This is a genomic window from Pseudomonas sp. MWU318 (assembly GCF_016756945.1).
GTDB lineage: Bacteria > Pseudomonadota > Gammaproteobacteria > Pseudomonadales > Pseudomonadaceae > Aquipseudomonas > Aquipseudomonas putida_A.
On record NZ_JAESJL010000003.1, the window covers coordinates 267,452 to 280,187 of the forward strand.

The following is a 12,736-nucleotide window of genomic DNA, read 5'->3' on the forward strand; positions in this document are numbered from 1 at the left end:
TTTGATCCTTGAATCTTAAAAGCAAAAGATCGCAGCCTTCGGCAGCTCCTACATTGAGGAATTGCGGCGGTCTGCGGCTTGGGCGCAGATGATCCGGCGGCGTTGATCGTCCGCCGAGCGCCATTCGCGAATATCCTCGACATGGCGGAAGCAGCCAAGGCAAACCTTCTGCTCATCCAGCCGGCACACGCCGGAGCACGGCGACGGCACGGCCGGGCTGACGTTGCTGTAGAGCGGCTTCGGGGGACGCGGGGCAGCCTCGGTCACGATCAGATCTCTTCGAAATCCAGCTCGAGGCCGGCCTGGTCCTGGACACAACGAGCCAGCACTTCACCGAGCAACTCTTCGGACTTCTCGCAACTCCATTTGCCCGACTCTTCGTCGTAGTCGAAATGGAATCCACCGGAACGCGCCGCCAGCCACAGCTGACGCAGCGGCTCCTGGCGACTGATGATCAACTGGCTGCCGTTATCGAACTTGATGGTCATCATGCCGGCCGTGATCTCGATATCGTCGGCATGATCCTCCAGCAACTCTTCCAACGCCTGCTGGGTGGCATCGACCAGATCGTGGAAACGCGCTTCGGACAAACTCATTGTGGCAACCTCAAAAAATGTCTGCTCAGGCTCAAGCGCCGCAAGATACGGGCGCTGCCGGCCGATTGCAAAGATTAACGACCAAGCACCGTTTCCCATGCAGCACTGGCCCCTGTGGGAGCGAGCTTGCTCCGGGCGGCGATCCGACGAAAGCGGTGTGTCAGCCAGCGAACATATCGGATGTGCCGGCCTCTTCGCGAGCAGGCTCGCTCGCACAAGGCTTCAGGTCTATCCAGACAGCCCCGCCGGACGGGAACCCCCTCGCATAGGCAAGCTGCCGGGTGGCCGGTATACTCCGGCGCAATTAACGCATTTTCAAGGATTTCGCCATGAAGCGCCTGATCTCTTCCCTTGCTGCGCTCGTCGCGGTTGCCTGCCTCGTTTCGGCCTGTGGTCAAAAAGGCCCGCTGTACCTGCCGGATGACGATCAGGACCCGGCCGAGCAAGCCCAGTCTTCGCAAAAGCAGCCGTCCAAAGCACACAAGCACGACGTTTACCAATAAGGGATCGCCATGGACGCTTTTAACTACCGTGGCGGGGAGCTGTTCGCGGAAGGTGTGGCGCTGTCCGCCATCGCCGACCGCTTCGGCACGCCCACCTATGTCTACTCGCGTGCGCACATCGAAGCCCAATATCTGGCCTACGCCGATGCGCTGGCCGGCATGCCGCACCTGGTCTGCTACGCAGTCAAGGCCAACTCCAACCTCGGCGTGCTGAATGTCCTGGCCCGTCTCGGCGCCGGTTTCGACATCGTTTCCCGTGGCGAGCTGGAACGTGTGCTGGCCGCTGGCGGCAGCGCCGACAAGATCGTGTTCTCCGGCGTCGGCAAGACCCGTGACGACATGCGTCGCGCGCTGGAAGTCGGCGTGCACTGCTTCAACGTCGAATCCACCGACGAGCTCGAGCGCCTGCAAGTCGTGGCTGCCGAGCTGGGTGTTCGCGCACCGGTTTCGCTGCGCGTGAACCCGGACGTCGATGCCGGCACCCACCCTTACATTTCCACCGGTCTCAAAGAGAACAAGTTCGGCATCGCCATTGCCGACGCCGAAGACGTGTACGTGCGTGCCGCGCACCTGCCGAACCTGGAAGTGATCGGTGTCGACTGCCACATCGGCTCGCAACTGACCACCCTGCCGCCGTTCCTCGATGCCCTCGACCGTCTGCTGGATCTGGTCGACCGCCTCGGCGACTGCGGCATCCACCTGCGCCACATCGATCTCGGTGGTGGCCTGGGCGTGCGTTATCGCGATGAAGAACCGCCACTGGCCGGCGACTACATCAAGGCCGTGCGCGAGCGTCTGAACGGTCGTGACCTGGCGCTGGTGTTCGAACCGGGCCGCTTCATCGTCGCCAACGCTGGCGTGCTGCTGACCCAGGTCGAGTACCTCAAGCACACCGAACACAAGGATTTCGCCATCGTCGACGCGGCGATGAATGACCTGATCCGCCCGGCGCTGTATCAGGCCTGGATGGACGTCACTGCGATCAAACCGCGTGACTCCGCTGCGCGCAAATACGACATCGTCGGCCCGATCTGCGAAACCGGCGATTTCCTCGCCAAGGATCGTGAGCTCGCGCTGGAAGAAGGCGACCTGCTGGCCGTGCATTCGGCCGGTGCCTACGGCTTCGTCATGAGTTCCAACTACAACACCCGTGGCCGTGCCGCTGAAGTGTTGGTAGACGGTGATCAGGTTTTTGAAGTGCGCCGCCGCGAAACCGTGGCCGAGCTGTTTGCCGGCGAAAGCCTGCTGCCGGAGTAACCCATGCTGCTGCGTTTTACCAAAATGCACGGCCTGGGCAATGACTTCATGGTTCTCGACCTGGTCAGCCAGCACGCGCATATTCAGCCCAAGCACGCCAAGCAATGGGGCGACCGGCACACCGGTATCGGTTTCGACCAGTTGCTGATCGTCGAAGCGCCGAGCAACCCGGACGTGGATTTCCGTTACCGGATCTTCAACTCCGATGGCTCGGAAGTGGAACAGTGCGGCAACGGTGCACGCTGCTTCGCCCGCTTCGTTCTGGACAAGCGCCTGACTGCCAAGCGGCAGATTCGCGTCGAGACCAAGGGCGGCATCATCGAGCTGGACGTGCGTAACGACGGCCAGATCGGTGTCAACATGGGCGCGCCGCGTCTGGTGCCGGCGGATATTCCGTTCGACGCGCCGGCGCAGGCCAGCAGTTACCAGCTGGAAGTCGACGGCACCACGGTCGAACTGGCCGCTGTATCAATGGGCAACCCCCATGCAGTGCTGCGCGTACAGGACATCAACAATGCACCGGTGCATGAACTGGGGCCGAAAATCGAACACCATCCGCGCTTCCCGGCACGGGTCAATGTCGGTTTCATCCAGGTCATCGACCGCAACCGCGCGCAGTTGCGCGTCTGGGAACGCGGCGCCGGGGAAACCCAGGCCTGCGGCACCGGCGCTTGTGCCGCTGCAGTTGCGGCCATCAGCCAGGGGTGGATGGATTCGCCGCTGTTGATCGACCTGCCCGGCGGGCGTCTGTCCATTGAATGGGCAGGCCCTGGCCACCCGGTGCTGATGACCGGCCCGGCAGTGCGTGTATACGAAGGACAAGTGCGTCTTTGAGTGAGCAGAAGCCATGACCGATAAGCCTCAGGTACCCGCCCGACAGTCCGACGAATCCGCGTCCGAGAGCCTGGAGGCGGCAGCGGTTGCCGCATACCTGGAGGCTCATCCGGACTTCTTCGTCGAGCACGAAGAACTGCTGCCCGCCATGCGCATTCCCCACCAGCGCGGTGACACCGTTTCGCTGGTCGAGCGCCAGATGAGCATCCTGCGCGACCGCAACATCGAGATGCGTCATCGTCTCTCGCAGTTGATGGACGTCGCCCGCGACAATGACCGGCTGTTCGACAAGACCCGCCGCCTGATCCTGTCCCTGATGGACGCGGCCAGCCTGGAAGACGTGGTGATCAGCGTCGAGGACAGCCTGCGCCAGGACTTTCAGGTGCCCTTTGTCAGCCTGATCCTGCTCGGCGACAACCCGGCACCGGTTGGCCGCTGGGTGACTCATGCCGACGCGCAAACCGCGATCGGCGGTCTGCTCACCGAAGGCAAGAGCGTCAGCGGCACTCTGCGAGAACATGAGCTGGACTTCCTGTTCGGCGAAGAACAGCGCAAGCAGATCGGCTCGACGGCGGTGGTTGCGGTCAGCCATCAAGGCATCCACGGCATTCTGGCAATCGCCAGTCGTGATCCGCAGCACTACAAGAGTTCGGTCGGTACGCTGTTCCTCAGCTACATCGCCGAAGTCATGGGCCGCGTGCTGCCACGGGTCAACAGTTCCCTGCGCTCGGTACGCTGAGCATGGAACGACAACTGGACGCTTACTGCGAACACCTGCGCAGTGAGCGACAGGTGTCGCCGCACACCCTGTCGGCCTATCGCCGCGATCTCGATAAAGTCCTCGGCTGGTGCCTCAAGCAGAACATTGGCAGTTGGGCGGCGCTGGATATTCAGCGTCTGCGCAGCCTGATCGCCCGCCTGCATGCTCAGGGCCAGTCGTCACGCAGTCTCGCCCGATTGCTTTCAGCGGTGCGCGGGCTCTATCACTATCTGAATCGCGAAGGTCTGTGCGACCACGACCCGGCGACCGGTCTGGCGCCGCCGAAAGGCGAACGGCGCCTGCCGAAAACCCTCGATACCGACCGCGCATTGCAACTGCTTGAAGGTGCGGTCGAGGACGACTTTCTCGCCCGTCGCGATCAGGCGATTCTCGAATTGTTCTATTCCTCGGGCCTGCGCCTGTCCGAGCTGACCGGGCTCAATCTCGATCAGCTGGATCTGGCCGACGGCATGGTTCAGGTGCTCGGCAAGGGCAGCAAGACCCGCCTGCTGCCGGTCGGCAAAAAGGCGCGCGAAGCACTGGAGCAATGGCTGCCGCTGCGGGCCATGACCAACCCGGCCGACGATGCCGTGTTCGTCAGCCAGCAAGGCCGGCGCCTCGGCCCACGGGCGATTCAGGTGCGGGTGAAACTGGCCGGCGAGCGCGAACTGGGGCAGAACCTGCACCCGCACATGCTGCGGCATTCCTTTGCCAGCCACTTGCTGGAATCCTCACAGGACCTGCGCGCGGTGCAGGAATTGCTCGGCCACTCGGACATCAAGACCACGCAGATCTACACCCACCTGGACTTCCAGCACCTGGCGGCGGTCTACGACAGCGCCCACCCACGGGCCAAACGCAGCAAAGGCGACGATTCATGAACATCCAGTTGATCACCTTCGACCTCGACGACACCCTGTGGGACACCGCCCCGGTGATCGTCAGCGCCGAAGCGGTATTGCGCGAATGGCTGAGCGAACACGCACCGAATCTGGGCGCGGTACCGGTGGAGCATTTGTGGGGGATTCGTGAGCGGGTACTGGCCAGCGAGCCGGGCCTCAAGCACCGCATCAGTGCGTTGCGCAGGCGCGTGCTGTTCCACGCGCTGGAAGACGCTGGCTACGCCCATGGCGAAGCTTCCGAGCTGGCGGACAAGAGCTTCGAAGTGTTCCTGCATGCACGGCATCAGATCACGGTATTTCCCGAAGTCGAACCAACCCTGGAAATCCTCGCCAACCATTACGCCCTCGGCGTGGTCACCAACGGCAACGCCGACGTGCGTCGGCTGGGCCTCGCGGACTACTTCAAGTTTGCCCTGTGCGCCGAAGATATCGGCATCGCCAAACCGGATGCGCGACTGTTCCACGAAGCGTTGCAACGCGGTGGTGTGAGTGCGGAAGCGGCCGTACACATTGGCGATCATCCAGGCGATGACATTGCCGGGGCGCAGCAGGCGGGCATGCGCGCGGTCTGGTTCAACCCGACGGGCAAGGTCTGGGAAGCGGAGCGACTGCCGGATGCTGAAATCCGTAGCCTGACCGACTTGCCAGCGGTACTCGCACGCTGGAATGCCCTCGCCACCTGACACACAACCGTTTTTTTTGTGGCGAGGGAGCTTGCTCCCGCTCGGCTGCGCAGCAGTCGTAAAACCAGCCAACACAATATTCCTGAAAAACTGCGCCTGCAGATTTTGGGGTCGCTTCGCGACCCAGCGGGAGCAAGCTCCCTCGCCACAATGTCGCAGTGAACGAGCGCTTTTGTTTCAGGCATGAAAAAGCCCGCAGCGACGGCGGGCTTTTTCAGCAAGCAGGTAGCACGCCTCAGATAGGGCGGCTGCCGTACTTGTTGTCCGGCTTCTTGGGCGGATCGGCGACCACGTTGGCCTCCACTTCCTGCACCTTGCCACCGCGCGCAAGGAATTCTTCCATGGCCTTGGCCAGGGCGTCGCGCTCCTTGTTCTTGGCTTCGATGCTCGGCAACTCGTCGACCGACACCGCAGCCTTGGCTTTGCCTTTGGCAGCCGGGGCCGGCGTATCGTCACCGCCATCGTCGTCAGCAACGTCTTCCGCTGCTGCTTCCAGGCCTTCCTCGGCCTCGTCTTCGTCGCCTACTTCGAGGTCGTCGTTTTCCAGATCATCGTCGCTCATGTTCTACCTCATGACTTGCGAAAAGCAGATTAGTTATAGACCAGCTTTGGCGACTGTCGAAAGTCGCCGTAAAAAAATCGGTAACCGCTGGTGACCAACGGTTTACGCCCCTTCACCGTGCAGGGTGGCGAGGACTTTACGGGCACCGCCATGATCACGGTGCTCGCCCAGATAAACGCCTTGCCAGGTTCCCAGTGCCAGGCGACCTGCCGAAACCGGCAGACTGATCTGGCAGCCAAGCACGCTGGCCTTGAAGTGCGCCGGGAGGTCGTCCAGGCCTTCGTCGTTATGCTCATAGCCGTCTGTTCCTTGTGGGATCAGACGATTGAAAAATCGTTCGAAGTCGCGACGGACCGCCGGATCGGCGTTCTCGTTGATGGTCAACGACGCCGAGGTATGCTGCAGCCACAAATGCAACAGACCGACCCAGCACGCCTTGAGTTCAGGCAGGCCGGCGAGTAACTCGTCCGTTACCAGATGAAAGCCCCGGGGCCGTGCCCGCAGGGTTATCAGAGTCTGTTGCCACATACAGTTCTCCGCACGTTCGGGGCGCATTCTAGCGCGCTCTGGGAAAAAACAAAGGCCCTAATATTCCTGCAATGATGTAAGCCATTGGCCGCAGAAAAACGCTTGTCGTAAACACGACCAAAGCTGTACGAAAAATCCTTTCAGCCACTACCTGAATGACAAATTCCAGACAAAAAAATGCCCGGCAAGCCGGGCAAGTTTTTTCGATGCGCGTACTTACAGGTTGTAGCCGCGTTCGTTGTGTTGTGCCAGGTCCAGACCCACTGCCTCTTCTTCCTCGGTCACACGCAGACCCATCACGGCGTCCAGGACCTTGAGGATGATGAAGGTGACGATTGCGGTATAGATCACCGTGAAGCCGACACCTTTGCACTGAATCCATACTTGAGCGGCGATGTCGGTGACGGTGCCGAAGCCACCCAGCGACGGTGCAGCGAACACACCGGTGAGGATCGCCCCGAGGATACCGCCGATACCGTGTACGCCGAAGGCATCCAGGGAGTCGTCATAGCCGAGTTTGCGTTTCAGGGTGGTGGCGCAGAAGAAGCACACCACGCCTGCCGCCAGACCGATCACCAAGGCGCCCATCGGGCCTACGGTGCCGGCAGCCGGAGTAATCGCTACCAGACCGGCAACCACACCCGAGGCGATGCCCAAAGCGCTTGGTTTGCCGTGAGTAATCCACTCGGCAAACATCCAGCCCAGTGCCGCCGCAGCGGTTGCAATCTGAGTGACCAGCATCGCCATGCCGGCAGTGCCGTTGGCGGCTGCGGCCGAACCTGCGTTGAAGCCGAACCAGCCAACCCACAGCATCGCAGCACCCATCAGGGTATAACCGAGGTTGTGCGGCGCCATCGGGGTGGTCGGGAAGCCTTTGCGCTTGCCCAATACCAGGCAGGCAATCAGACCGGCGACACCGGCGTTGATGTGCACCACGGTGCCGCCCGCGAAGTCGAGTACGCCCCAGTCCCACAGCAGGCCGCCGTTACCGGACCAGACCATGTGTGCGATCGGCGCATAGACGAGGGTGAACCAGACGCCCATGAAGATCAGCATCGCGGAAAACTTCATCCGCTCGGCGAACGCACCGACGATCAGTGCCGGAGTGATGATCGCGAAAGTCATCTGGAAGGTAACGAACACCGCCTCCGGGAACAGCGCCGCGGGACCGGTCAGGCTTGAAGGCGTGACTCCGGCGAGGAACGCCTTGCCCATGCCGCCGAAGAACGAGTTGAAGTTGACGACGCCCTGCTCCATGCCGGTGGTGTCGAACGCAATGCTGTAGCCATAAATGACCCACAGAACGCTGATCAGACCGGTAATGGCGAAGCACTGCATCATCACGGAAAGAATGTTTTTCGACCGCACCATGCCGCCGTAGAACAGCGCGAGGCCGGGGATGGTCATGAACAGCACGAGGGCTGTGGAGGTCAGCATCCAGGCGGTGTCGCCGGAATTGAGGACTGGAGGCGCCACCGGATCTGCCGCCATAGCCAGGCCGGGCATTACGATGGACAACAGGGCGCCTAGCCCTGCGAATTTACGCAGAGTCATATTGTTTTCTCCTGGGGCGTTGGGTTTGTGGCGGCGTTTAGATCGCGTCGGTATCGGTTTCGCCGGTACGGATGCGGATCGCCTGTTCCAGATTGACCACGAAGATCTTGCCGTCACCGATCTTGCCGGTGTTGGCAGCCTTGGTTATCGCCTCGATAACCCGATCCAGATCCTTGTCGTCGATAGCAACGTCGATTTTCACCTTGGGCAGAAAATCGACCACATACTCCGCGCCGCGATACAGCTCGGTGTGACCCTTCTGCCGGCCGAAGCCTTTGACTTCAGTAACGGTAATGCCCTGCACGCCGATTTCGGACAGCGACTCGCGCACGTCGTCCAACTTGAACGGCTTGATGATGGCAGTGACTAGCTTCATGAAACTCTCTCCCGAATTGGTGGACTTGCCCCAGGAAAACAAACCCGACTCAAGTCTAAGCGCAGTGCCTGGCTTTGTAACGCATCGTCGGCCTTACCTGCCCGACTGACGCCAGCTAACCGCTGCCGACGAAACTCCCCGCTCCGCCTGCCGCACTGCATTCGTCACAGCGACTGCATCAGTGCATGGGTCACTACCGACTAAGCAGAAAGCTTGCCATCTCGCCAAATCCCTCTGATTTCAAGCCCTTGACCGCTGCCACAGGCGTTTGCGCGAAAAACGCCGGACGGTTACGCACAACAACGGTGCGCTGCCGTCCGTCCGCCTGCGCGAAAAGCGTGCATCCGCGCCTGCGTCAATGACTATAGACACTGCGTGATACACTGCCCGCCACTGTTTACAGGACACATTCCATGCTCGCGCCAAAAGACTTCCTCGACGCCCTGAGCGGCACCGCCTCCCGCCTGTTCAGCGGCGACACCCCGCTGCCGAAAGCCGAAATCGAAAGCCAGTTCAAGATGCTGCTGCAGAGTGCGTTCAGCAAACTCGATTTGGTGAGCCGTGAAGAGTTTGATAGTCAGATGGTTGTGTTGGCGCGTACCCGCGCTCGCCTCGAAAGCCTCGAAGCCAAAGTGGCCGAGATGGAAGCAAAGCTGACGCCGCCGGCCGAGTAAGTCTGCAGACCCTGAGCCAAAGTGCCTTGAAGTTTGCGAAAGAAATTAAACCGCTCCTGCCTAGGCAGGAGCGGTTTCCGTCAGATCAATCCTCTACAACGAATTATTCCAACGGTCTCGCAGAAACTCGTACAGGCGAAAAGCCCATAACGCGATTCTGACGAGGCGCCACATATGTTTAAGAAACTTAGACATACTTTGGCCCTCCTTGCGTGGGGCCAAACCTCCGATGCACTTTCCGGCGTACGAACACCTTCGGGACTACACGTGAGTATGTCCGCTAAGGCGGCCGGGTGTGGGTTCCTCAAATACAGCACCGGCACGGGTCTCACACCGTGTCGAGGAACATGAAGTCTTTGCGCTCCCGGCCACACTTCGCGAATACCCCATGAGTGGGCATCGTCATTGCGGACTTTATGACAGCCCTTAGAAAGCGATTTAAACAACTTGTATCAAGTCGTTATGAGGCGCTATCAACGGGACCGTTGCCCCCCTTTCAAGCCCATCTGATACTTGCGCCAATGAGCAAACATGCATAACCTGATCGCACGTGAGTGTGTCCGCAAAGGATACGCAGGCCTTGGCCTCACCGAAGCCTGCAAACTGAAAACCGTCTCCTCAAGGCGGTTTTTTTTCGCCTCGAAATTGGTTGACCGCTTTCCCGCAACATCCAGTGAAAGTTCGCCCCCGCCTGATCGCCCTTCCCCAACTACCCTTCAAAAACCCGCAGGAAGCGGTCCCCGATTCAGCTCAAGGAACGACCATGTCCCTCTCCATCGTCCACAGCCGCGCCCAGATTGGCGTGGATGCTCCCGCCGTCACCGTCGAAGTCCATCTGGCCAACGGTCTGCCGTCGCTGACCATGGTCGGCCTGCCCGAGGCGGCGGTGAAGGAGAGCAAGGACCGGGTGCGCAGCGCGATCATCAATTCCGGGCTGCAGTTTCCGGCGCGGCGGATCACCTTGAATCTGGCGCCGGCGGACTTGCCCAAGGATGGCGGGCGCTTTGATCTGGCGATTGCCTTGGGGATTCTGTCGGCGAGTGTGCAGGTACCGTGTCTGACGCTGGATGAAGTGGAATGCCTCGGTGAACTGGCGTTGTCCGGTGCTGTGCGTCCGGTACGCGGGGTGTTGCCGGCGGCGCTGGCGGCGCGCAAGGCCGGGCGGGCACTGGTGGTGCCGCGGGCGAATGCCGAGGAAGCGTGCCTGGCTTCGGGTTTGAAGGTGTTTGCGGTGGATCATCTGCTGGAAGCAGTGGCGCATTTCAACGGGCATACGCCGGTCGAGCCTTATGTCTCGGACGGGCTTATCCATGCGGCGAAACCTTATCCCGACCTCAATGAGGTGCAAGGACAGATGGCCGCGAAACGGGCGCTGCTGATTGCGGCGGCGGGCGCGCACAACCTGTTGTTCAGTGGGCCGCCGGGGACCGGCAAGACCTTGTTGGCAAGTCGCTTGCCGGGGCTGCTGCCGCCACTCTCAGAATGCGAGGCGCTGGAAGTGGCGGCGATTCAATCGGTCGCCAGCGGCGTGCCACTGACCCATTGGCCGCAGCGACCATTCCGTCAACCGCACCATTCTGCATCGGGACCGGCGCTGGTCGGTGGCAGCTCGAAACCGCAACCCGGCGAAATCACCCTCGCCCACCACGGCGTACTGTTTCTCGATGAGCTGCCGGAGTTCGATCGCAAGGTGCTGGAGGTGCTGCGCGAGCCGCTGGAATCCGGGCATATCGTGATTGCCCGAGCCAAGGATCGCGTACGCTTTCCCGCGCGTTTCCAGTTGGTGGCGGCAATGAATCCTTGTCCCTGTGGATATCTTGGCGAGCCGAGCGGCAAGTGCTCGTGTACACCGGACATGGTACAGCGCTACCGCAACAAGCTATCGGGGCCGTTGCTGGATCGGATCGATCTGCACCTGACGGTGGCGCGGGAAGCGACGGCGTTGAATCCGGCAGTGAAGCCAGGCGAGGACAGCGCCAGTGCGGCAGCCGTGGTGGCCGAGGCACGCGAACGCCAACAAAAGCGTCAGCGTTGTGCCAATGCGTTTCTCGATCTGCCAGGCCTGAAGCGGCACTGCCAGTTATCTACAGCCGATGAGAAATGGCTGGAGTCAGCCTGCGAACGGCTGACCTTGTCACTGCGCTCAGCCCATCGTTTGCTCAAGGTCGCCAGAACCCTGGCAGACCTTGAGCAAGTCGATGCAATCAGCCGTGAGCATCTGGCCGAAGCGCTGCAATACCGCCCGGCGACGCCTTAATGCTCGGTCAGATCCACCAGCGGCGCCTGTCGCACTTCGGTTTCACGCCCGGCCTGGATTTCGCTCACGCGCTTCAACGCATTATCCACAGCGCCTTTGTCTGCCAGCAGGCTGTAGCTGATCTGGAACTGTTGGCTGGCCTTTGGCGCAATGGTTGGAACCAGATTCAGCGGACGCTGATAGCGGCGGTTGTAGGAAAAGCTGGTGCCTGGCTCAAGGCCCGTGACATAGCCCTGCCCTTGGGTGTCGGTGTTTTTCCACAGGGAAAACACTGGCAGCTGTTGTGTATTGAAGCCAACAGAGACACCGAGGCTGCCAGCCTTGTTGTGCAAAACAGTCAGGGTTTCGCCTTTGGCGTCGGCGTAGGGCACGACGTTATAGACGGTTTCGTCGTAGTCCTTGGTTGGACCGCGATAAATCTGCCAGTCCGCCAACTCGGCTTTAGCCTTGTCGTTAAACGGTGAGACCTGTTTCACCGGCGCCGCGAACCGTGCACCCTGCTCGAGGAAAGGCGTGCTGAAGTTGCTGTGATACAGCGCCTGGTACTCCTTCGGATAATCACCGTTGTTGGTCAGCGTATCGTTGAGGGCAAAATGCGCAGTGCCCGGCTCGGTGACCAGTTCGGTAACGACTGAGAAGTCGACTTTCTTGAACGCCTGTTCTTTCAGTTCACCGCGCAGACTGATGGCGTAGGGCGGTTTTTCATCGATGTGCAGCGTGACAGTGCTGGCCGGAATGTTCGCGGCGCGGCCGTGCAGGGTCAGCAACTCGCCATTGTCCAAACCGGGATGGCCGACCCACTCGTAACCGCAGCGGGTGACCAACTCGTTGAAACCTTCCAGCCAGCCCAGCCCGCCGCGGCCGTTGAGTTCGATGAAGGCCGGGTTGACCACTTCCTTGACCGGCGAATCCCAACCCATGCGCACGTTGCCGACAGACGCCTGCAGGACATTCATGCCACGGGTCGGCACCACCGAGAGTTTCATCGTGCCGTTATCGATATCGACGATGCTGACACCTTCCTGTCGACCGCCGTGCAAGGTGCGCAGGCTTACGGAGAAGGGTTTGGCAGTTTTCACCCCGAGCTGCTCACTGGTAATGCTCCAGTTTTGCGCGGGCTTGTTGGTATCGAGGAGTACGTAATCCCAAGCAAGGGCATGGGAAGCAGCGAACAGTGCGCCGAGTGCAACGGCGAGTTTGAGCGGGGTCATGGCAGCAGCCTTTATTGGAGTTGTGCCATTTTTATAGCG

General features: G+C 60.8%; 15 protein-coding genes. 8 read left to right on the forward strand and 7 right to left on the reverse strand.

All coding sequences use genetic code 11. The features are described 5' to 3' along the window. Positions 1-48: 48 nt before the first annotated feature. Together JN524_RS09295 and cyaY are read right to left on the reverse strand one after the other, a co-directional pair. Positions 49-267 carry a DUF1289 domain-containing protein gene (locus JN524_RS09295; protein ID WP_202369172.1) on the reverse strand — a complete coding sequence of 73 codons (219 nt, stop codon included), beginning with the start codon at positions 265-267 and terminating at the stop codon, positions 49-51. A 2-nt stretch (positions 268-269) separates the two neighbouring features. Continuing rightward, positions 270-596, reverse strand: a complete 327-nt coding sequence (gene cyaY / locus JN524_RS09300; protein ID WP_007964535.1) for an iron donor protein CyaY — start codon at positions 594-596, stop codon at positions 270-272. 329 nt (positions 597-925) lie between these two features. On the opposite strand from cyaY, the gene lptM reads away from it, so the two are divergent. From lptM to JN524_RS09330, 6 genes are read left to right on the forward strand one after another with little or no spacing between them, the layout of a single operon-like run. Further along, positions 926-1,099: an LPS translocon maturation chaperone LptM gene (gene lptM, locus JN524_RS09305; protein WP_007911098.1), complete on the forward strand. Its 174-nt coding sequence runs from the start codon at positions 926-928 to the stop codon at positions 1,097-1,099. Between the two features lie 9 nt (positions 1,100-1,108). Next, positions 1,109-2,356: a diaminopimelate decarboxylase gene (gene lysA, locus JN524_RS09310; RefSeq protein WP_098966238.1), complete on the forward strand. Its 1,248-nt coding sequence runs from the start codon at positions 1,109-1,111 to the stop codon at positions 2,354-2,356. A gap of 3 nt (positions 2,357-2,359) precedes the next feature. Further along, positions 2,360-3,190 carry a diaminopimelate epimerase gene (gene dapF, locus JN524_RS09315; protein ID WP_027610441.1) on the forward strand — a complete coding sequence of 277 codons (831 nt, stop codon included), beginning with the start codon at positions 2,360-2,362 and terminating at the stop codon, positions 3,188-3,190. A gap of 13 nt (positions 3,191-3,203) precedes the next feature. Continuing rightward, positions 3,204-3,929, forward strand: coding sequence for a DUF484 family protein (locus JN524_RS09320; RefSeq protein WP_097089519.1), 726 nt, complete (start codon positions 3,204-3,206; stop codon positions 3,927-3,929). A 2-nt stretch (positions 3,930-3,931) separates the two neighbouring features. After that, positions 3,932-4,831: a tyrosine recombinase XerC gene (gene xerC / locus JN524_RS09325; RefSeq protein ID WP_003229409.1), complete on the forward strand. Its 900-nt coding sequence runs from the start codon at positions 3,932-3,934 to the stop codon at positions 4,829-4,831. Then, positions 4,828-5,535: an HAD family hydrolase gene (locus JN524_RS09330; RefSeq protein WP_202369173.1), complete on the forward strand. Its 708-nt coding sequence runs from the start codon at positions 4,828-4,830 to the stop codon at positions 5,533-5,535. Before xerC ends, JN524_RS09330 begins: the two co-directional genes overlap by 4 nt. A gap of 235 nt (positions 5,536-5,770) precedes the next feature. On the opposite strand, the gene sutA is transcribed toward JN524_RS09330, so the two are convergent. From sutA to glnK, 4 genes are all read right to left on the reverse strand, one after another. Next, on the reverse strand, positions 5,771-6,097 hold the full coding sequence (gene sutA, locus JN524_RS09335; RefSeq protein WP_007964546.1) for a transcriptional regulator SutA: 327 nt from the start codon (positions 6,095-6,097) through the stop codon (positions 5,771-5,773). A gap of 102 nt (positions 6,098-6,199) precedes the next feature. Further along, positions 6,200-6,625 carry a secondary thiamine-phosphate synthase enzyme YjbQ gene (locus tag JN524_RS09340; protein ID WP_202369174.1) on the reverse strand — a complete coding sequence of 142 codons (426 nt, stop codon included), beginning with the start codon at positions 6,623-6,625 and terminating at the stop codon, positions 6,200-6,202. 216 nt (positions 6,626-6,841) lie between these two features. Then, complete coding sequence (locus JN524_RS09345) at positions 6,842-8,179, reverse strand: ammonium transporter (protein WP_202369175.1); 1,338 nt, start codon at positions 8,177-8,179, stop codon at positions 6,842-6,844. A gap of 37 nt (positions 8,180-8,216) precedes the next feature. Next, positions 8,217-8,555: a P-II family nitrogen regulator gene (gene glnK, locus JN524_RS09350; RefSeq protein ID WP_002555808.1), complete on the reverse strand. Its 339-nt coding sequence runs from the start codon at positions 8,553-8,555 to the stop codon at positions 8,217-8,219. 413 nt (positions 8,556-8,968) lie between these two features. Between glnK and JN524_RS09355 the strand changes: the two genes are divergently transcribed. Together JN524_RS09355 and JN524_RS09360 are read left to right on the forward strand one after the other, a co-directional pair. Beyond that, positions 8,969-9,229: an accessory factor UbiK family protein gene (locus JN524_RS09355; protein ID WP_007920416.1), complete on the forward strand. Its 261-nt coding sequence runs from the start codon at positions 8,969-8,971 to the stop codon at positions 9,227-9,229. Positions 9,230-9,992: 763 nt separating this feature from the next. Continuing rightward, a complete protein-coding gene (locus JN524_RS09360) occupies positions 9,993-11,486 on the forward strand; it encodes a YifB family Mg chelatase-like AAA ATPase (RefSeq protein WP_097089516.1) in 1,494 nt (497 codons plus the stop codon). Here JN524_RS09360 and JN524_RS09365 read toward each other — a convergent pair. Next, the gene (locus JN524_RS09365; RefSeq protein WP_202369176.1) at positions 11,483-12,697 is read right to left on the reverse strand and encodes an aldose 1-epimerase family protein; all 1,215 of its coding nucleotides are present in this window, start codon (positions 12,695-12,697) and stop codon (positions 11,483-11,485) included. The genes JN524_RS09360 and JN524_RS09365 overlap by 4 nt on opposite strands. Positions 12,698-12,736 lie beyond the last annotated feature (39 nt).

Coding starts and splice junctions, on each gene's coding strand:
- lptM (WP_007911098.1), top strand. CDS start 926: ATGAAGCGCCTGATCTCTTCCCTTGCTGCGCTCGTCGCGGTTGCCTGC.
- sutA (WP_007964546.1), bottom strand. CDS start 6,097: ATGAGCGACGATGATCTGGAAAACGACGACCTCGAAGTAGGCGACGAA.
- JN524_RS09365 (WP_202369176.1), bottom strand. CDS start 12,697: ATGACCCCGCTCAAACTCGCCGTTGCACTCGGCGCACTGTTCGCTGCT.
- dapF (WP_027610441.1), top strand. CDS start 2,360: ATGCTGCTGCGTTTTACCAAAATGCACGGCCTGGGCAATGACTTCATG.
- glnK (WP_002555808.1), bottom strand. CDS start 8,555: ATGAAGCTAGTCACTGCCATCATCAAGCCGTTCAAGTTGGACGACGTG.
- xerC (WP_003229409.1), top strand. CDS start 3,932: ATGGAACGACAACTGGACGCTTACTGCGAACACCTGCGCAGTGAGCGA.
- JN524_RS09330 (WP_202369173.1), top strand. CDS start 4,828: ATGAACATCCAGTTGATCACCTTCGACCTCGACGACACCCTGTGGGAC.
- JN524_RS09320 (WP_097089519.1), top strand. CDS start 3,204: ATGACCGATAAGCCTCAGGTACCCGCCCGACAGTCCGACGAATCCGCG.
- lysA (WP_098966238.1), top strand. CDS start 1,109: ATGGACGCTTTTAACTACCGTGGCGGGGAGCTGTTCGCGGAAGGTGTG.
- JN524_RS09345 (WP_202369175.1), bottom strand. CDS start 8,179: ATGACTCTGCGTAAATTCGCAGGGCTAGGCGCCCTGTTGTCCATCGTA.
- JN524_RS09360 (WP_097089516.1), top strand. CDS start 9,993: ATGTCCCTCTCCATCGTCCACAGCCGCGCCCAGATTGGCGTGGATGCT.
- JN524_RS09340 (WP_202369174.1), bottom strand. CDS start 6,625: ATGTGGCAACAGACTCTGATAACCCTGCGGGCACGGCCCCGGGGCTTT.
- JN524_RS09355 (WP_007920416.1), top strand. CDS start 8,969: ATGCTCGCGCCAAAAGACTTCCTCGACGCCCTGAGCGGCACCGCCTCC.
- cyaY (WP_007964535.1), bottom strand. CDS start 596: ATGAGTTTGTCCGAAGCGCGTTTCCACGATCTGGTCGATGCCACCCAG.